17 protein-coding genes are annotated in these 18,505 nt (G+C 71.2%); 14 read left to right on the top strand and 3 right to left on the bottom strand.

Going from position 1 to position 18,505, the window contains the following annotated elements; all coding sequences use genetic code 11:
* The first annotated feature begins 190 nt into the window (after positions 1-190).
* The 13 genes from ABD329_RS26545 (at position 191) to ABD329_RS26485 (ending at position 13,721) form a co-directional block, all read left to right on the top strand.
* Entirely contained in the window at positions 191-1,330 is a 1,140-nt protein-coding gene (locus ABD329_RS26545; protein WP_344316998.1) for an LLM class flavin-dependent oxidoreductase, read from the top strand.
* A complete protein-coding gene (locus tag ABD329_RS26540) occupies positions 1,323-1,934 on the top strand; it encodes an amino acid synthesis family protein (protein ID WP_198276642.1) in 612 nt (203 codons plus the stop codon). Before ABD329_RS26545 ends, ABD329_RS26540 begins: the two co-directional genes overlap by 8 nt.
* Positions 1,931-2,482, top strand: coding sequence for an amino acid synthesis family protein (locus tag ABD329_RS26535; RefSeq protein ID WP_198276643.1), 552 nt, complete (start codon positions 1,931-1,933; stop codon positions 2,480-2,482). Before ABD329_RS26540 ends, ABD329_RS26535 begins: the two co-directional genes overlap by 4 nt.
* 16 nt (positions 2,483-2,498) lie before the next feature.
* On the top strand, positions 2,499-3,593 hold the full coding sequence (locus ABD329_RS26530) for an alpha/beta fold hydrolase (RefSeq protein WP_281404632.1): 1,095 nt from the start codon (positions 2,499-2,501) through the stop codon (positions 3,591-3,593).
* Positions 3,590-5,077, top strand: coding sequence for an aldehyde dehydrogenase (locus ABD329_RS26525; protein ID WP_198276644.1), 1,488 nt, complete (start codon positions 3,590-3,592; stop codon positions 5,075-5,077). The genes ABD329_RS26530 and ABD329_RS26525 overlap by 4 nt, the downstream gene beginning before the upstream one ends.
* Positions 5,078-5,220: 143 nt before the next feature.
* Positions 5,221-5,901 carry a GntR family transcriptional regulator gene (locus ABD329_RS26520; RefSeq protein WP_246618384.1) on the top strand — a complete coding sequence of 227 codons (681 nt, stop codon included), beginning with the start codon at positions 5,221-5,223 and terminating at the stop codon, positions 5,899-5,901.
* A gap of 215 nt (positions 5,902-6,116) precedes the next feature.
* The gene (locus ABD329_RS26515) at positions 6,117-8,405 is read left to right on the top strand and encodes a glycoside hydrolase family 3 N-terminal domain-containing protein (RefSeq protein ID WP_198276645.1); all 2,289 of its coding nucleotides are present in this window, start codon (positions 6,117-6,119) and stop codon (positions 8,403-8,405) included.
* A gap of 193 nt (positions 8,406-8,598) precedes the next feature.
* On the top strand, positions 8,599-9,519 hold the full coding sequence (locus tag ABD329_RS26510) for an AEC family transporter (RefSeq protein WP_198276646.1): 921 nt from the start codon (positions 8,599-8,601) through the stop codon (positions 9,517-9,519).
* 258 nt (positions 9,520-9,777) lie between these two features.
* Positions 9,778-10,596 (top strand): SigB/SigF/SigG family RNA polymerase sigma factor, encoded by an 819-nt coding sequence (locus tag ABD329_RS26505; protein ID WP_198276647.1) that lies wholly within the window; start codon positions 9,778-9,780, stop codon positions 10,594-10,596.
* A gap of 139 nt (positions 10,597-10,735) precedes the next feature.
* Positions 10,736-11,575, top strand: a complete 840-nt coding sequence (locus ABD329_RS26500) for an SDR family oxidoreductase (RefSeq protein ID WP_198276648.1) — start codon at positions 10,736-10,738, stop codon at positions 11,573-11,575.
* Between the two features lie 88 nt (positions 11,576-11,663).
* Complete coding sequence (locus ABD329_RS26495; RefSeq protein ID WP_198276649.1) at positions 11,664-12,305, top strand: C39 family peptidase; 642 nt, start codon at positions 11,664-11,666, stop codon at positions 12,303-12,305.
* Between the two features lie 140 nt (positions 12,306-12,445).
* Positions 12,446-13,273: an LLM class F420-dependent oxidoreductase gene (locus tag ABD329_RS26490; protein WP_198276650.1), complete on the top strand. Its 828-nt coding sequence runs from the start codon at positions 12,446-12,448 to the stop codon at positions 13,271-13,273.
* A 16-nt stretch (positions 13,274-13,289) separates the two neighbouring features.
* On the top strand, positions 13,290-13,721 hold the full coding sequence (locus ABD329_RS26485) for a TIGR03668 family PPOX class F420-dependent oxidoreductase (RefSeq protein WP_198276651.1): 432 nt from the start codon (positions 13,290-13,292) through the stop codon (positions 13,719-13,721).
* A 21-nt stretch (positions 13,722-13,742) separates the two neighbouring features.
* On the opposite strand, the gene ABD329_RS26480 is transcribed toward ABD329_RS26485, so the two are convergent.
* A complete protein-coding gene (locus ABD329_RS26480) occupies positions 13,743-14,120 on the bottom strand; it encodes a DUF2267 domain-containing protein (protein WP_198276652.1) in 378 nt (125 codons plus the stop codon).
* Positions 14,121-14,269: 149 nt separating this feature from the next.
* Here ABD329_RS26480 and ABD329_RS26475 point away from each other — a divergent pair, with 149 nt between their 5' ends.
* Positions 14,270-14,986, top strand: coding sequence for an HdeD family acid-resistance protein (locus tag ABD329_RS26475; protein ID WP_198276653.1), 717 nt, complete (start codon positions 14,270-14,272; stop codon positions 14,984-14,986).
* A 128-nt stretch (positions 14,987-15,114) separates the two neighbouring features.
* Here ABD329_RS26475 and ABD329_RS26470 read toward each other — a convergent pair whose 3' ends face one another.
* The gene (locus ABD329_RS26470) at positions 15,115-15,273 is read right to left on the bottom strand and encodes a hypothetical protein (RefSeq protein WP_198276654.1); all 159 of its coding nucleotides are present in this window, start codon (positions 15,271-15,273) and stop codon (positions 15,115-15,117) included.
* A gap of 147 nt (positions 15,274-15,420) precedes the next feature.
* Positions 15,421-18,186, bottom strand: coding sequence for a glycoside hydrolase family 2 protein (locus tag ABD329_RS26465; protein WP_198276655.1), 2,766 nt, complete (start codon positions 18,184-18,186; stop codon positions 15,421-15,423).
* Positions 18,187-18,505: the final 319 nt, after the last annotated feature.

The raw sequence follows: 18,505 nt of genomic DNA, 5'->3' as shown, positions 1-18,505 counted from the left end.
CAGAGGACCGTAGGAAGGCCATCGGCGACTGTCAACACCTTGGGACAGATGAGCCGAGAAAGTTCCGGGCGCTCACTAAAGGCACAGGTCAACGTCGTTTCCCTGATGTCGTCCCTTGACGGGCCCGACATGGACTCCTAGCCTCCCTGCCATGGCACAGCGTGAGCCGGAAGAACAGGACGGACGCTGAATGCGCTTTTCGATATTTCACAACCTCGGTGCCCCGGGCCGTCTCGGCGAGTACGCCGAAGTGATGAACGAGGCCCGGGAGTTCGCCGTCACCGCGGACCGGGCGGGCTTCTGGTCCACCTGGTACACCGAGCACCACTTCGGGCACGAGGCGATCGAGATCACCCCGAACCCGGTGCTGATGGGGGCGGACATCGCCGCCCGTACCGAACACATCCGGATCGGCCAGGCGGCCTCGATCGCCACCTTCTGGCATCCGCTGCGGCTCGCCGAGGACATCGCGATGCTCGACCAGCTCTCGGGGGGCCGGGTCGAGGTCGGTCTCGGCCGGGGGCTCTACGGCCGCGAGGCGCTCAACCTCAACGCCCTGGCCGATCCACGCGACCAGGAGCAGAACCGCGCCCTGTACGACGAGACCGTGGAGGTCCTGCGCAAGGCGTGGAGCGGCGAGTTCTTCTCGCACCAGGGCCGGTTCTACGAGTTCCCCGCCCCCGGGGTGAAGTGGAACCACCCGCTCTCCCCCGCCACCCCGGACTACACCGACGCCGGTGTCATCACCAAGATGCAGGTCACGCCGTTTCCGGTGCAGCGACCGCACCCTCCGCTATGGCAGGTGATCGACAGCCCCCGCTCGATCAAGTCCGCCGCGGCCGACGGAGTCCAGGGGCTCTTCTGGCTGCCGCCGGTCTCCGCGCTCAAGGAGCGGTTCGAGCTCTACCGGGACACCGCGAGCCAGGCGTCCGGGCGCGCGTACGCGCTGGGCGAGGGCATCGGTCTGGTGCGCGATGTGTATGTCGCCGACACCATGGAGCAGGCGCGCGCCGAGTTCGAAGAGGCGCTGATGACCACCTACCGGTGGATCATGCACTGGCGGGGGCTGTCCAACCTCATGGAGGCCGGCGAGGAGCTCACCGACGCCCATGAGCTGTCCTTCGACTTCCTCCAGGGGCGCAATCTGCTGGTCGGCACCCCCGAGTATGTCGCGGAGAAGATCGCCGAGCTGCGCGACGAGGTGGGCTTGGAGCATCTGCTGCTGTGGACCACCCACCCCGGCCTGCCGCACCACAACGCGATGCGCAGCCTGGAGCTGTTCGCCGAGAAGGTCATGCCGCAGTTCACCACCGGTGGCGGTCATGGCTGAGGCACGGCTGCGCAAGGTCGTCACCGTCGCCGATGAGCTGCTGCTGGAGCTCGGCCGCCCGGTCGCGGCGCCGGTGCGCCGGGTGGCCGCGGCCGCGGTGATCAGCAACCCCTGGGCCGGCGGCGGCTTCGTCGCCGACCTGGGGCCCGAGGTCGAGCGGATCGCACCGGGGCTGGCCCGGCTGCTCACCGACCGGATCAGCGAGGCGCTGGGCGGGGTCGACCGGATCGAGTCCTTCGGCAAGGCCGCCATCGTGGGCCTGGACGGGGAGATCGAGCACGGCGGCGCGCTGATCCACACCCCGTTCTTCGGCAATGTCCTCCGCGAGCTGACCGAGGGCACCTCGATCATCGTCTTCAGCGACGACCGGCTTCCGGCCGGTGAGCCGCTGACCGTGCCGCTGTGGCACAAGACCGCGGCCGCGACCCGCTCGCACTACCAGACCTGCCAGATCCGTATCCCCGACGCGCCCCGCCCGGACGAGATCGTCGTCATCGCGGCCGGGGCGTCCGGCCCCCGCCCGAACGCCCGGATCGGGGACCGCGCCACCGACCCGCTCATCCGCCTGGCCGATCTGGACGACGACATGGAGACCGTGACGTGAACATCCGCAAGATCATCACCTTCACCGAGGACATCCACAGCGAGGGCGGCCGCCCGGTGGACCCGCCCGCCCGTACGGCCGTGGTGCTCGCCGTCATCGAGAACCCCTGGGCCGGTCAGGGCTTCGTGGCGGATCTGCTGCCGGGGATCGACGAGGTGGCGCCGAAGCTGGGCGAGCTGCTGGCGCCGCGGGTGGTCGAGGCCCTGGGGGCGCCGGTGGAGGCGTACGGGAAGGCCGCGATCGTGGGGCTCGACGGAGAGGTCGAGCACGGCTCCGCGCTGATCCACACCCTCAAGTTCGGCGACCACTTCCGCCGCGCGGCGAACGCCACCACGCTGCTCCCGGCCGTGGAGAAGCGGGCCGCCGCGGGTACGGTCTTCGACATCCCGCTCAAGCACATCACCGACGCCACCATCCGCTCGCACCACCAGAGCGTCGAGGTGCGGGTGGCGGACGGGCCGCGCGCCGACGAGATCGTCGTCGGGCTGGCGGCGGCCGCCCAGGGCCGCCCCCAGGCCCGGCTGGCGCCGCTGTCGACGGAGCGGTGAGCGCATGGTGAGTGATATGGGCGGGTTCGATTCGGGTACGCGGGCGCGCGTCGCGGCCTCCCGGGCCGGGCGCAGTCCCGGCGCCGCGGCCACGACAGGAACGGAGCCGTCGGAGCGCACACCGGAGGCGGACGCCGCCGCCGCGCCCGCGGACCGTCCCCGTGCTTCAGCGCGACCGGAGGACCCCGGCCGGTCGGTGCGGGCCGGGGCCCCGGTGCCGGCGGCGCTGAGCCACGAAGCGCACGGCGACGGCCCGGAGCTGGTGCTGCTGCACGGCGTCGGCCTGGACCGCCGTATGTGGGACCGGTGCCTCCCGGCGCTCGCGGCCCGGCACCGGGTGACACTGGTCGATCTGCGCGGCCACGGCGCCTCCCCGGCCGCGGCGGCCGGGGTGTCGCTCGCCGAGCTGGCCGCCGATGTGGGGGCGCTGCTGACCGGCCCCACGCATGTGGTCGGCTTCTCGCTGGGCGCCCTGGTCGCCCAGCGGCTGGGTCTTGACCGGCCGGAGCTCACCGCGTCACTCACCCTGGTCAGCTCGGTCGCGGGCCGGTCGGAGGAGGAGCGGGCGGCGGTGGCCCGCCGCCAGGAGCTGGCCGCCCAGGACTTCGGGGCGTCCGCGTGGGCGGCGGTCGACCGCTGGTTCTCGCCCGCCTGGCGGGCCCAGGACCCCGAGCTGGCGCGGCAGGTGCTCGATACGCTACTCGCCAACGACCGGGCCTCCTACCTGGCGTGTTACCGGGTGTTCGCGACCGCTGACACCGGGCTGTGGCGGTGGCTGCCCCGGATCGCCGCGCCCACCGTGGCGGTGACCGGCGAGCGGGACCCCGGCTCGACCCCGGCCATGTCGCACCGGCTGGCCGAGCGGATCCCCGGCGCCCGGGCGGTGATCGTGCCCGGCGCCCGCCATCTGCTGCCGCTGGAATGCCCCCGGGAACTCGCCGACGTGATCCTCGCCCAGACCGGAGGCCACGCCGGAAACCAGACCGGGGGCCACGCCGGAAACCAGAACGGAAGCCACATCGGAACCGCCGGAAGCCAGACCGGAACCCACGGAAGCCACACCGGAAGCCACCCCGGAACCCCCACCGGACAGGAGTCCCACCGCTCATGAACCCCCTGCCGCGCCATGACCACTACATCGCCGGCGAGTGGACCGCCCCCGCCGAAGGCGGCTACTTCGCGAGCGTCAACCCGGCCACCGCCGAGCCCTGGTACGAGGCGGCGCGCGGCACCGCCGCCGATGTGGACCGTGCGGTGGGCGCCGCCCGCACCGCCTTCGAGGATCCGCGCTGGCGCGATCTGAGCCAGACCCGGCGCGGCCGGCTGCTGCGGAACATGGGCGATCTGATCGGTGAGCACGCGGAGCGGCTGGCCCGTACCGAGAGCCTCGACAACGGCAAGCTGCTGCGCGAGATGCGGGCCCAACTGGCCGGGCTGCCCGAGTACTTCCACTACTACGCGGGACTCGCCGACAAGATCCAGGGCGAGGTGATCCCCGGGTCCGGCCGCGAGCTGCTCAACTACACCCTGCGCGAACCGGTGGGCGTGGTCGGCGCCATCACCCCCTGGAACTCCCCGCTGCTGCTCACCACCACCAAGCTCGCCCCGGCGCTGGCCGCGGGGAACACCGTGGTGGTCAAGCCCTCGGAGCACACCTCCGCCTCGCTGCTGGCGCTCGCCCCGCTCTTCGAGGAGGCGGGGTTCCCGCCGGGGGTGGTCAATGTGGTCACCGGGTACGGCCCGGAGGCGGGCGGACCGCTGACCGAGCACGACGGCGTGTCCAAGGTGACCTTCACCGGCTCCAGCGGAACCGGCCGCCGGATCGCCCGTACCTGCGCCGACCGGCTGATCGGCTGCACCCTGGAGCTGGGCGGGAAGTCGCCCAACATCATCTTCCCGGACGCCGACCTGGGCTCGGCCGCCATGGGCGTGATCGCGGGTATCTTCGCCGCCGCGGGCCAGACCTGTGTGGCGGGCAGCCGGGTGCTGGTGCACCGGGAGGTGTACGACGAGATCCTGGAGCGGGTGACGGCGCGGGCGGCCACGATCCGCATCGGCGATCCACTGGCGGAGACCACCGAGCTCGGCCCGCTCGCCATCGCCGAGCAGCTGGCGAAGGTCGAGTCGTATGTCGAGCTGGGGCAGGCCGAGGGCGGAAAGGTGGTCTGCGGCGGCAGGCGTCCGGAGACCGGTCTCGACGGGTACTTCTACTCCCCCACCGTCTTCACCGGGACCGACAACGGGATGCGGATCTGCCAGGAGGAGATCTTCGGGCCGGTCGCAACCGTCATGCCCTTCGGCTCCGAGGAGGAGGCCCTGGCGATCGCCAACGACTCCGCGTACGGCCTGGCGGCGGGCGTGTGGACCCGGGATGTGAACCGGGTGCACCGGATGGCCGCCCGGCTGGAGGCCGGGACGGTGTGGGCCAACACCTATCGCTCGATGTCACCGATGTCGCCCCGGGCCGGGTTCAAGACCAGCGGGATGGGGACCGAGCACGGCACGGAGGTGATCCGGGAGTACACCCGGCTGAAGAGCGTCTGGATCAACACCAGCGAGGAGCCCGCCGGGGATCCCTTCATCCTGAGGTCCTGAGGTCCTGAGCTCCCTGAGCTCCTGGACGCCTGAGGTTCTGAGGTTCCCGGCTCCCTGGACCGAGGAAGGGTTGTTGTATGGCACAACACACCTGCTTTCCCACAGTTGACGGGAAGCAATGGCCACACCTAGGGTCACGTGCCATGCAACGACCCACAGGGAAGCGGCTTCAGCAGACCAGCATGCAGGCGAGGGTCGCCGAAGAGCTGCGGCAGATGATCATCAGTGGTGAGCTGCCGCCCCGCTCCAGCCTCTCCGAGATGGCGCTGTCCGAGACCTTCGGCGTCAGCCGGACGCCCATTCGCGAGGCCCTCAAACAGCTCCAGATCGAGGGCCTTGTCGAGGTGCGGCCACGGGTCGGCACATTCGTCGCCGTACCGTCCCGGCGCGAGCTCACCGAGCTGTTCCAGATGAAGGAGCTGCTGGAGGGCGCCGCCGCCCGGCTGCTCGCCTTCCGCGGGAACGTACCGGAGGTGGAACGGCTCGAGGCCAATATGAAGGCGGCCGACGCGGCCGTCCGGGACGGCGACGCCGAGCAGTACGCGGCGCTGGTCCACGAGTTCCACGATCTGATCGTGGTGGGCGCGGACAACACCAAGCTGGAGGCGCACTACCGCACCCTGATGAACCAGCTGGCCTACGCCCGGCTGGTGCGCACCTCGCTGTCCCGGCCCGGCCGGCTGGACGAGTCCGACGATGAGCACCATCGCGTCCTCAGTCTGATCCAGGCCAAGGACGGCGACGGCGCGGAGCGGGTGATGCGGGAGCATGTGCGGATGAGCCACCAGGCCCTGATGGCGGGCATGGACGAGCGCCGGGCCTGACGTACCGCTCGACGAGGTGGGTGCCGGAGCGCAGCCGTCCGGACACGATGAGCACCCGCGGCCCCCGGCCCCACCGGGGGCCCGGCCGGCGATCCTGTCGTACGTTGGCAGAAGACCCAGGTGGCGGCCCACATCCCGCGCGGGGTCGTGACCGGCATGGTCTTGAGGAAACCGGGCTCGGGGAGAACCGATCGCCGAAGACCAGGACGAAGACCATGAACGATGTGCGCAGACGTACGGTGCTCGCCGCGGCCGGGGGTACGGCCATCGCGGGCAAGGCCGCGGCCGCCCAGGCCCAGGCCCCGCCCGCCCCCTCCGTCGCCGGCCGGGCCCGGCTGGGTCGGGGGCCCGGCCCGTACGAGACCAGGGTCCGGGCGCTGATGGCGCGGATGTCCATCGACGAGAAGCTCGGCCAGCTCCAGCAGCTCGCCTGGACCGGCGCCACCGGGCCCGGTGGCGGGCAGACCGCCGCCGCGGAGAAGGCGGCCCGCAGGGGCAGGCTCGGCTCCGTGCTCAACATCTACGGGGCCCGTACCACCAACACGCTCCAGCGGATGGCCGTCGAGGAGTCCCGGCTGGGCATTCCGCTGGTCTTCGGGCTCGATGTCATCCATGGCATGTGGACCACCTTTCCCATCCCCCTCGCCCAGGCCGCCGCCTTCGATCCCGCGGTGGCCGAGTGGGACGCGGAGGTGTCGGCGCGGGAGGCCCGCTCCAACGGGGTGCACTGGGCGTTCTCACCGATGATGGACGTATGCCATGAACCGCGCTGGGGGCGGATCGCCGAGGGCGACGGCGAGGACCCGTATCTGGCGGCGCGGCTCGCGGCCGCCAAGACCCGCGCCTACCAGGGCGACGACTTGCGCTCCCGGCGGCGCCTCGCGGCCTGCGCCAAGCACATGATCGCCTACGGGGGCGTGGAGGGCGGCCGCGACTACAACACGGTGGATGTCTCCGAGGCCCGGCTGCGCAACTTCTACCTCCCCCCGTTCCGCGCGGCCCTGGACGCCGGGGTGGCCACCGTCATGGCGAGCTTCAACACCGTCAGCGGGGTCCCCGCCCACGGCTACCGGCATGCGCTGACCGAGATCCTCAAGGAGGAATGGGACTTCGGCGGCTTCGTGGTCAGCGACTACAACGGCGTTCAGGAAATGATCGTCCACGGCTATGCCGCCGACCGCTCCGACGCCGCCCGGCTCGCCTTCAACGCCGGGATCGACATGGAGATGGCCAGCACCACCATCAACGAGTACGGCAAGCGGCTGCTGCGCAGGGGTGAGATCACCACCGAGCGGCTGGACGACGCGGTGGCCCGCATCCTGCGGCTGAAGTTCCGGCTCGGGCTCTTCGAGCACCCCTACGTGGACGAGGACACGGCGATCGCCGGGCCCACGAAGGCGTCCCGGGCGGCGGCCCGTGAAGCGGCCGGGCGCACCATGGTGCTGCTCAAGAACGAGAGGTCCACGCTCCCGCTGGACAGATCGGGCTCCATCGCCGTCGTCGGGCCCTTCGCCGACTCCACCGATCTGCGCGGCTCCTGGGCCGGGCCCTGGGCCGAGGAGTTCCGCCCGGTCACCGTGGTGGACGCGGTCAAGGACGCGGCGCCGAAGGCCCGGATCAGCCATGTCGAGGGCGTGGACGCGTCCGGCCGGAACACCCGGGGCATCGCACGGGCCGCCTCGGCGGCGCGGGCGACCGATGTGACCGTGGTGGTGGTCGGGGAGGCGGCGACGCTCAGCGGGGAGGCGTCCGTGCGCGGCGACCTCGGTCTGCCCGGCCATCAGGAGCGGCTGATCTCCGCGATCGCGGACACCCGCGCGCCGTTCGTGGTGGTGCTGCTCAGCGGACGTCCACTGACGATGGAGGGCTGGCTGGAGCGCACACCCGCCGTGCTCCAGGCGTGGCATCCGGGGATCGAGGGCGGCAACGCCATCGCGGATGTGCTCTTCGGCACCGTGAACCCCGGTGGCAAGCTGCCCGTGACCTTTCCGCGCACGGTCGGCCAGATTCCCATCTACTACAACCACGAGAACACCGGGCGCCCCTACGACCGGGCCAACCACTACACCTCCAAGTACCTCGACGTGGCCAACGGACCGCGGTTCCCCTTCGGCCACGGCCTCAGCTACACCACCTTCGACATCGGCGAACCCCGGCTCAGCGTCAGCCGTATCCGGGCCGAGGCGCTGCGCAAGGGCGACACCGTCGAGGTCGCGGTGGCGGTGCGCAACACCGGGCGGCTCAAGGGCGATGAGGTGGTGCAGCTCTACATCCGCGATCCGGTGGCGAGCATCGTGCAACCGGTGCGCAGGCTCAGTGGCTTCCGCCGGGTCAGCCTCGGCCCCGGGAGGGCCACCACGGTCCGGTTCCGGCTGAGCGCCGAGGAGCTGGGCTTCTGGACCCAGGATCCGCACGGCCGGTTCCTGGTCCAGAAGGGCGAGATCCGGGTGTTCGCGGGCAACAGCTCCCTGGCCAAGCGGGGTCGCACCCTGACCATCACCTGAGCCCGGAGACCCCCACCCGGCAGCGACATCACAGCGCGGCGGCCGAATTACTTGTAGGGTGCATGCTGACCCTACGCACCCGGAAGACGCCCTTGATGACCGCCGCGCCCTGGCCCTCGACCACCACGACGACCGGACGAGACCCCGCGGCACCCCGCGCGGGCGGCAGCGGCCACGCTGGGGCGGAGGCGCAGTGGGGGGTGTGATCACCGGCTTCGGTGTCATCGCGACCATCATCGTCACCGGCTATGTCATCGGACGCCGCCGCTCCTTGGGCGTCCACGGCCGCGAGGTGCTCACCAAGCTCTCCTTCGACGTGGCCTCCCCCGCGCTGCTGTTCACCACGCTCTCCAAGGCCGACCTCTCCGTCGTCGTCTCCACACCGCTGCTGGTGACGGCCCTGTCCACCTTCGTGGTCGCGGGCACGTTCGTGGCCGTCGGCGCCGTACGGCGGTGGAGCGTCGGCCGGACGACGATCGGCGCGCTGTGCGCGAGCTATGTGAACGCGGGCAACCTCGGCATCCCCATCGCGATGTACGTGCTGGGGGACGCGACCCTGATCGCCCCGGTGCTGCTCTTCCAGCAACTCGTCATGACCCCGATCGCCCTGACGGTCATCGACCTCTCCCGCCCCGATACGCGCCCCTCGCTGATCCGCAGGCTGACCAGCCCGTTCCGGAACCCCATCGTGATCGGCTCGCTCTCCGGTGTCCTGGTGTCCGCCACGGGCTGGCGGATCCCCGGGCCCGTCGTGGAACCGCTCTCGCTGCTGGGCGGGATGGCCGTGCCCGCCGTGCTGCTGGCCTTCGGGATCTCGCTGCCGGGCAGTCAGCTCCCGGGGCGCGGCGAGGAGCGCGGGCCGGTGCTGCTGTCGGTGGCGCTGAAGTCCTTCGCCCAGCCGGTGGTGGCGTGGGCCATCGCGGCGGGTGTGTTCCGACTGAGCGGCCCGGCGCTGTTCGCCGCCGTCGTCACCTCCGCGCTACCGGCGGCTCAGAACCTGTTCACCTACGCCTCCCGCTATCAGACCGCCACCGTCCTGGCCCGTGAGTCGATCCTGCTGTCCACGCTGCTCGCGCCGCCGGTGCTGATGACGGTGGCCGCGCTGCTGGGCTGAGCCCGGCCCGCACGGCGGACACTCGGCCCGGCGTGCGCGCCGGTGTGCCACGCGGTCGACCTGGTCCGGAAGAAGTTTGTTTGCCCCTGGAGGCCCAGGGCAGGCGGATATTCGTGCTTCGGACCGTAGGCACGCACCGCGGGAGCGGTCTGACGCTCCAGACCGCGGCGGCGCGCCGGTCAGCACGTCCCCGTGAACCTCCCGCGACGCACTCCCGGTCCCAGGTGACCCGTCAGCCCATCGCAGGAGGTGTGTTCCATGACGACCGCGACGCAGGACATGACACGGCCCCAGACCGGCCCCACGAAGCACCCGCATGACGACGCCCCGGACACCAGCGCCGAGTTCGCGGAAATGGCCCGGCTCCCCGACGGCCCGGAGAAGGAGGCGCTGTGCCGCCGCGTCGTGGAGGCGTGGATGCCGATGGCCGAACGGCTGGCCCGGCAGTACCGCAACCGCGGCGAATCCCTGGAGGACCTCCAGCAGGTGGCGGCGCTCGGCCTGGTGAAGGCCGTCAAGCGGTACGACCCGGAACACGGCACCGCCTTCGCCGGGTTCGCCGTGCCCACCATCGTCGGCGAGATCAAGCGCCACTTCCGGGACCACCTGTGGGTGCTGCATGTCCCCCGCCGGGTCCAGGACCTGCGCAACCGGGTGCGGGCCGCGCACCGCGAGCTGTCCCGCGGGGTGGACGACCGGCCGCCGCGGGCCCAGGAGATCGCCGAGCGCACCGGGCTGAGCGAGAAGGAGGTGCGCGCCGGTATGGAGGCCATGGGCAGCTTCACCCCGCTCTCCCTGGACGCCCAGCTGACCGGCGCCGACGACGGCTACTCGCTGGCCGACACGCTCGGCGCCCAGGAGCCCGCGTACGATCGGGTGGTGGACCGCGAGGCCGTGCGTCCCGGTCTCAGCCGGCTCCCGGACCGGGAGCGGCAGATCCTTTACATGCGTTTCTTCTGCGATATGACACAGAGCCGGATCGCCGAGCACCTGGGCATCTCCCAGATGCACGTCTCACGGCTCATCAACCGCACCTGCTCCACCCTGCGCGCGCAGGCGCTCGCGGAGGCCAACTGAGCCGGGCGCCACGTTGCGCCGCTGGAACGATGTGCATCGCCTTAGCGGGTGACCGTGGCGCCGTGGGGGGCTACGGGTCCCCCGGCGGGCTGCCAGGGTCGGGGCGGTGGGTGACGGACCGACGAAGGAGACCGAGCCAGTGAACAGCAATCCCGATCGTCCTCCCCCGGTGCATGCCCCGGAACTCCTCAAGGGGCAGAAGGCGCTGGTGACCGGGGCGAACTCGGGGATCGGAAAGGCCACCGCGATCGCGCTGGGCCGGTCCGGCGCCGATGTGGTGGTCAACTACGTCAGCGACCGGCCGGCCGCCGAGGCGGTCGTCGCCGAGATCCAGAGCCACGGTGTGCACTCCTATGCCCAGCAGGCGGATGTGTCCCAGGAGGACCAGGTCGTCGACATGGTGTCCACCATGGTCGACCGCCTGGGCACCATCGACATCCTCGTCGCCAACGCGGGACTCCAGCGGGACGCCGCCACGACCGAGATGACGCTCGAGCAGTGGGAGAAGGTCATCTCCGTCAATCTCACCGGCCAGTTCCTGTGCGCCAGGGAGGCCATCAAGGAGTTCCTCCGGCGCGGCGTGGTCCCGGAGGTGTCACGGGCGGCCGGGAAGGTCATCTGCATGAGTTCGGTGCACCAGACGATTCCCTGGGCCGGCCATGTGAACTACGCGTCGTCCAAGGGCGGTGTGGCGATGCTGACCCAGACCCTGGCCCAGGAGTTCGCACCCCACAAGATCCGGGTGAACGCGATCGCGCCGGGCGCCATCAAGACCCCGATCAACCGCAGCGCCTGGCAGTCCCCCGAGGCGCGCGACTCCCTCCTGGAGCTCATCCCGTACGGCCGGATCGGCGACCCCCTGGACATCGCCAACGCCGCCGTCGTCCTGGCCTCCGACCTGTGCGACTACGTGGTGGGCACCACCCTGTACGTCGACGGCGGCATGACCCTCTTCCCGGGCTTCGCCACGGGCGGCTGAGCGGAGACCGGGGCGCGGCGCGCGGAGACCGGGGCCCGGCACGCGGAGACCGGGGCGCGGCGCGCGGAGTTCGGGAAGACTGGCACCCATGACCGAGACCCCGGTTTCCCTCATCCACCCCGTGCCCTACTACGCCCAGTGGGAGTCGCCCGGCCTGGTGCCCGACATCGTCACGGGCGCCCTGTCGGCGGCCGACGACCCGCTGTGGCAGAAGTCCGGGGCCGCGAGCCCGGAGGAGTACGCGTTCTGGTCGTGGCGGCTGTGCGGGATGGCGTGTCTGCGCATGGCGCTGGACCACTGGCGCGGCACCGCGCCACCCGCGGTGACACTCGCCGAGGAGTGTGTCGAGGCGGGGGCGTACGTGCGCCACCCGGACCGGGTGGACGGGCTCATCTACGCCCCGTTCGCCGCCTACGCTCGGCGGCGCTGGGAACTGTTCGCCGAGTCCAGGCCCCAGCTTCCGGCCGAGGAGCTGCCCGGACATCTCGCGGCCGGGCGGCTCGCGATGCTGTCCGTCCACCCCTCCCTCCGCACCCTGGATCCCCGGCCGCCGCACCGGGGCGGCCATCTGGTGCTGGCCGTCGGCGCCACCCCGGACCATCTCCTCGTGCACAATCCATCGGGCTTCCCGGACGGCTCCCAGCGGTTCGCCGAGGTCCCCTGGGGCGACCTCGGGCGGTTCTACGCGGGGCGCGGTGTGCTGCTCGGTCCGGGTGAGCCCCGGTCGTAGGGCTCGCACCACTCGGTCCGCCGCCGCCCGGTCCGCCCGCCACCCGGCCGCGTCACTCGTGCGCACCGTTGCGGTTTCCGCACGGCCGGGTACCCATGTGGTTCCCGTAGCTCATCCACGCACCGTCCCAGGGAGCCGCAGTGAAAATCGGCGTATCCACGTTCGTCACCGACCAGGGCATCCGGCCCGTCCCCCTGGGACGGGCCCTCGAGGAACGCAGATTCGACTCGCTCTTCATCGCGGAGCACAGCCATATCCCGGTGGAGCGCCGCACCCCCTATCCGGGTGGCGGAGACCTGCCGGAGATCTACTACCGCACCCTCGACCCGTTCGTGACGCTCGCCTCGATCGCCGCGGTCACCCGGCATCTGCTGCTGGGGACCGGTATCGCCCTGGTGGTACAGCGGGACCCGATCACCACCGCCAACGAAGTGGCCTCGCTCGACCTGATCTCGGACGGACGGGCCGTCTTCGGGGTCGGCGCGGGCTGGAACCGTGAGGAGATGGAGAACCACGGGACCGATCCGTCCACCCGGGGCCGGCTGATGGACGAGCGACTGCGGGCCATCCGTGAACTGTGGACGAAGGAGAAGGCCGAGTTCCACGGGGAGTTCGTGAACTTCGACCCCGTCTTCCAGTGGCCCAAGCCGGTCCAGCAGCCACATCCGCCGATCTATGTGGGCGGTGGCGGCGAGGCCGCGTTCCGGCGGATCGCCGAGCTCGGCGACGCCTGGCTGGCCAACAGCGGATCCCCCGAGGAGCTGCGCCCGCAGATGGAGCGGCTGCGCGAGGTGGCGGGCCGCGACGTACCGGTGACGGTGTACGCGATGTCCGAGGACCCCGACGCGGTCGAGGGGTATCAGCGCATCGGTGTGGAGCGGGTGCTGTTCTATCTGCCGACGATGCCGGAGGCGGAGACGATCGCACGGCTGGACGCGATGGCCCGGATCGCCGACCGGTTCCGGTGAGCCGCCGGGAGCCACGATGCCGCAGCTGACGAGCGCGCAGGCGCGTGAGCGCTTCGCCCGGTCCAGGCTGGCCCGGCTGGCGACCGTCGGCGCCGAGGGCCGCCCGCATCTGGTGCCGGTGGTCTTCGCGCTGACCGGCGACACCGTGGTGACGGCCGTCGACCACAAGCCGAAGCGGACGACACGGCTGAAGCGCCTGGACAACATCCGCGCGCATCCCGACGTATGCCTCCTGGTGGACGACTACGACGAGAACTGGGACCACCTGTGGTGGGCGCGCGCCGACGGCACGGCCCGCGTCCTGCCACCGGCGGAGGAGTCGCCGTTGTCCGCGGAATACGTCCGGCTGCTCGTGGACACCTATCCGGTCCAGTACGGGGACCGGCCGCCGCGCGGACCGGTCGTGGAGATCACCGTCGGCCGGTGGAGCGGCTGGCGGGCCGGATGAGCCCGTTCGCCGGCGGGCGGGTCAGCGCGCGGACTCCGCCATCCTCGCGAACTCGCTGCCCAGCTGCGACATGGCGTGGTCGTACTCCTCGGCCGAGACGGCCTCCCGGAGCGTGGCGAGGACCGCTCGGACACCCCGGTCGGCCTCGGGCTCGGACAGCCCGGTGCGCTCGTGCACCCTGCGGATCGACTCCTCGGGGTCGAAGACCTCCATCTCCTCCGGCCCGCGCCGAAGGGACTCCCGGAGGTGTTCGGGCAGCTCCAGGGCGAGATCGCGGGCCTCGCCCGCGCTCAGCCGGGCCGCCAGGGTCTCGAGCGTGGCGCGGGTGACATCCGCCGCCTCCTGCCGTGACAGCTGGGTGCGGTCCGCCACCGTCTGGAAGAACTCCCGGTCGTCCATGTCGGGCCTCCCTATGACACGCACCAGGACACGGCCTCACCACCACCTTGCCATGCGGGTCCACCGCCCGCGAGGCGCTGGAACCGGCGCGGAGGGAGGATGGATCTGTGGGCTACGGCCATCGTGTCCCCCCGAGGAGGTGGACGACCATGACTTACTCCTCCGACAGTCCGCATGGTGCCGGGCAGCCGAGAGAGGAACCCTACGGCCGGCCGGGAGAACGGCCCTCCGATGAAGGCAACCCCTACGCCACGATGCAGAACATGCTGTCCAACACCACCTGGCAGGTCCTGGTGACCGCGGGTCTGGTGGCGATCGCGCTCGGTATCATGGTGCTGGCGTGGCCGGGTCCCTCCCTGGTGGTGATCGGCGTCCTGTTCGGCGCGTATCTGCTGATCAGCGGGATCTTCCAGCTGGCCGGGGCCTTCGGCTCGCATGTCCCGAGGCAGCTGCGGGTGCTGAGCTTCGTCACCGGCGCGCTGAGTGTGCTGCTGGGACTGCTCTGCTTCCGGGGACCGGCCCAGTCGATTCTGCTGCTCGCGCTGTGGATCGGCTTCGCCTGGCTGATCCGGGGCGTGATGATGACCGCCATGGCGATCTCCGGTGAGGACATGCCCGCCCGGGGCTGGCAGATGTTCCTCGGCGCGCTCACCATCCTGGGCGGGATCATCCTGATCGTGGCGCCCTTCGGCTCGATCACGGCGCTCACCGTGGTGGCCGGCATCTGGCTGCTCGCGCTGGGCATCATCGAGATCATGCACGGCATCCAGTTGCGCGGCAGTCTCGGCGGACCCGGCGCCCCGCGCGCCGAGCACCGGGGGATGCACTTCCCCCGCTTCCGCTCGCAGCCGCATCCTCAGGCGTAGTCCGGCCGCTCGCAGCCGCATCCTCAGGCGTAGTCCGGCCGCCGCGACGGCCGTGCGTGGCCGTCGCGGTGGACCGCGGGCGATCAGGGTCAGGGGCTCCGGCTCGGGACGGGGTGGCGTGGGGTGTGTCAGCGGGTCTGCACCCACCACGCCATCAGACCGATGGCCGCGGTGCCGCTCGCGTACGAGGCACCCCGGACGAAGTTGGCGGCGGCGAGTCTGCCGTATCGACGCCATCTGCTGCTGGAACGGCTGGGTACCGGCGGGCGAACCTCCATGGTGTGCATATGGAGCCCCTTTCGTGAGCGTACGGACAGTGACTGTCCGACACGGGGGAACGACGCGCTGGAGAAAGCATACAAAAGTGTGAACTTGCTCCATGCATCGGACTCGCCGGAAAAATTCCTTTCGACACGATTTCAGGACATGGACGGTCAGCGGGTCCTGGCGGCCGCGGGGACGGTGCGGGTGGCGGTGTTCCAGCCCGAGATCCGCACCGAGGGGGCCGAACCGCCCAGGTCCGCCGTGCGATACGTGGCGGTGAGCGTCACCGACTCGCCCGGCCACAGGCTCACCTCGTTGTCCGACCAGCGAACGGGCAGGACCGGCTTGCCCGAGCCGTTCACCAGATGGGCGTCCACGAGCAGCGCCGGTGTGCGTCCGCTCCCGGTGTTGCGCAGGGTGACGGTCGTGGTGGCGGTGGAATCCGGCCCGCCGGTCGTGGTGGCGGTGGCGGACACCGGCGCTTCGGCCATGTCGTCGAGCCCGGTCAGATCCGCGTACGAGGTGGTGGGGGTGTAGTACCAGTCGGTGTTGTCCCAGTCGAGCACGTCCTTCTCGGTGGAGAGCCAGTACACATTGCGGCTGACCTCCTTGCCCGCCCCATCGGTGAGCTGGAGCTTGACCAGATAGGCGCCGGACACCCCGCTCACATCGGCCGGGACGGTGAGCGCGGTGGCCTTGCCGCCGTCACCCGGCACCCGGAGGCCGGTGGCGCTCTTGTCGAACTTCCGGGTGCCGTCGGGGGTGTAGAGGCTGACCCGGGCGGTGAGACCGGTGGCGGCGGTGTGCTCGCCGTTGACCACGACCACCGAGCGGGAGTCGTAGGAGTACTGGATGTGCAGCGGCTCATTCGCCTTCTTGGCGCCGTAGTAGGCCCCGCCCTGGTCCAGGTAGCGGTCGAAGAGCTGCCAGTGCAGCGAGGTCCAGCCGCTGTTGAGCATCCAGTGGACGACACCGGTGGCGGGCCGGGAGGTGTCGGAGAAGTTGCGCGCGTACGCCTCGAACTGGGCGCGCACCGCCTCGTACCGCGCCAGCGCGGCCTTGCGTACGTAGTCCGTCAGCCCGGTCGGCTTTCCGTAGCGGCCGATCAGCGCGTTGTCGAACAGCTTGAGATCGCCGAAGGTGCCGGACGGGGACCGGTGGTACTGCTTGGCCGACGGATCCCGCCACAGGGTCTCCAGTTCACTCGGGGACATCATGCGGCGGAGCGTGTCCAGGGTGGGGATGTCGGGTCCGGCACTGGTCTCGGAGTTGAAGCCGGTGGCGCCGCCCTCCCGCTTGGCGTACCAGTAGTCCGGCGGCACCCAGTCGTAGGGCCCGGTCATCTTCATGCCGGACTTTCCCAGGCTCGGGGAGGACTTGGCGGAGGCGGCGGGGATCACCGGGGTCGGCCAGTCGGCGGCCTCGAGGGCGTCCAGGTAGTTCTTCTCGATGGTGGCGTCGGGGGCGAAGTCGCTGCCGATGAGGAAGGAGATGACGCTGGGGTGGTCGCGCAGGCGCGCGGCCTCGGCGGCCATCGAGTCCTTGGCGACCGGGTAGTCGGCGGGGGTCCACTTCTCCCCGGTCTCATCGCCGTTGACCTGGCCCTCCCACTTGTCGCAGCACTCCCAGCCGGGGAGGGTCAGGATGCCGTAGCGGTCGGCGAGGTCGAAGAACTCGTCCGGCTCGATATGGCCTTCGAGGCGGACGGTGTTCAGCCCCAGGTCGAGGGTGTACTTCAGCCGGTCCTCCACCGAGCGGGCGTCCCAGCGCAGAAACACATCGGGCGACCAGCCGCCCGCCTTGATCAGCAGCGGGCGTCCGTTGATGCGGTACTGGCGGGCACCGTCGGCGTTGAGCGGCGCCTTGACGTCGCGGATGCCGAAGCTGTGGTGGGCGGTGTCGGAGGGGGTGCCCGAGACGGTGGCGGTGAGGTCGAGGTCGTACAGCGGCTGGTCGCCCATCCCGGCGGGCCACCACACCTTGGGCCGGTCCAGGCGCAGCTGGGGGAAGTCGACGGGGGTGAAGGTGACGGCCTTGGTCTCGTGCGGGGCGAGCGACACCGTGCGGCTGATGGCGGCGGGGCCGGCCGTGCCGGAGACCGTTGCGGTGACCGACGAGGCGGAGTCGTTGCGGACCCGCGCCTTGACGGTGAGTTCGGCGGAGGCGAGGGATTGGGTGTCCAGCCGGGTCGTCACATGCGCGTCGCGCAGGGCCACCGGGCCGCCGCGGCGGACCAGCACATCGCGGACGATGCCCATGTTCTCGTCGGGCGGGGGCTGGAGCCAGTCGATCCAGCCCATCGTGAGGTTCTTGCGCGGATCGTTGGGCTGGACGCGGAACGCCACCGTATTGGTCCCCGCCCTGACCAGGTCGGTGACGTCCAGCTCATGCCGGGTGTACGCACCGGCGATCCGGTCCTTGGTCGCCACCTGGGCGCCGTTGACGTACACATCGGCGGCGGACATCACACCGCTGACGTCCAGATAGGTGCGGCGGGAGGTGTCGGCCACGGTGAAGTCGCCGCGGTACCACCAGGGGACGGTGAAGTCGGCCGCGGGGATCTTCTTGAGGTTGGTCGAGTAGAACGGATCCGGGTACGCGTCGGCCGCGAGCAGCCCGGCGAGCACCGTCGACCTCGGCCCCACCGGGTGCCAGCCGGACGCCGGGTAACCGGGGGTGGAGATGGCCGCGGGGGTATCGGACACCTTGGCCGAGGACTGCGTGGCGAAGCCCGCGAGCGGGGTCGCGGTGCCGGGCGCCGCACCCACCCGGGTCACCGGGGTCGGGCCGCCCGTCGCCGGTCCGCCGCGCGGGGGCGCGGCGCCCGTGGTGAGGGAGACGGTGAGGAGCAGGCCGCCGACGGCGAGCGTGGCGGTCAGAGCGCGTCGGACGCGGGCTCGCGCCCGCCGCCGGAATGGTGCCGGACGGAGGACCACGGATGTCTCCCTGAGGGCAGGCAGAGCATTGGTTAAGTAGGTTTCCTAACAACCAACGGACCGTAGAGAGCTGAGCGAGCCATGTCAACCAGCCCCGCTGAGAATCGCCCTTCCGGCGGATAGCCCGGGTGCGGCCGGAGCCACGACGGTGACGCGCGCTCACGCGCGGGCCGGTCAGCGCGGAGCAAGCGCGGCGCGCACGCGCGCGGGGCAGTCAGCGCGGGGCAAGCGGCGCGCGCACGCGCGGGGCAGTCAGCCTGGCCGGGCGCAGACACGGGCGGGCGCAGACACGGGCGGGCGGCTGGACCGGCCACGCGCG

Source organism: Streptomyces javensis (assembly GCF_039525925.1).
Classification (GTDB): Bacteria; Actinomycetota; Actinomycetes; order Streptomycetales; family Streptomycetaceae; genus Streptomyces; species Streptomyces asiaticus.
This window is presented reverse-complemented; position numbering and strand designations above follow the sequence as displayed.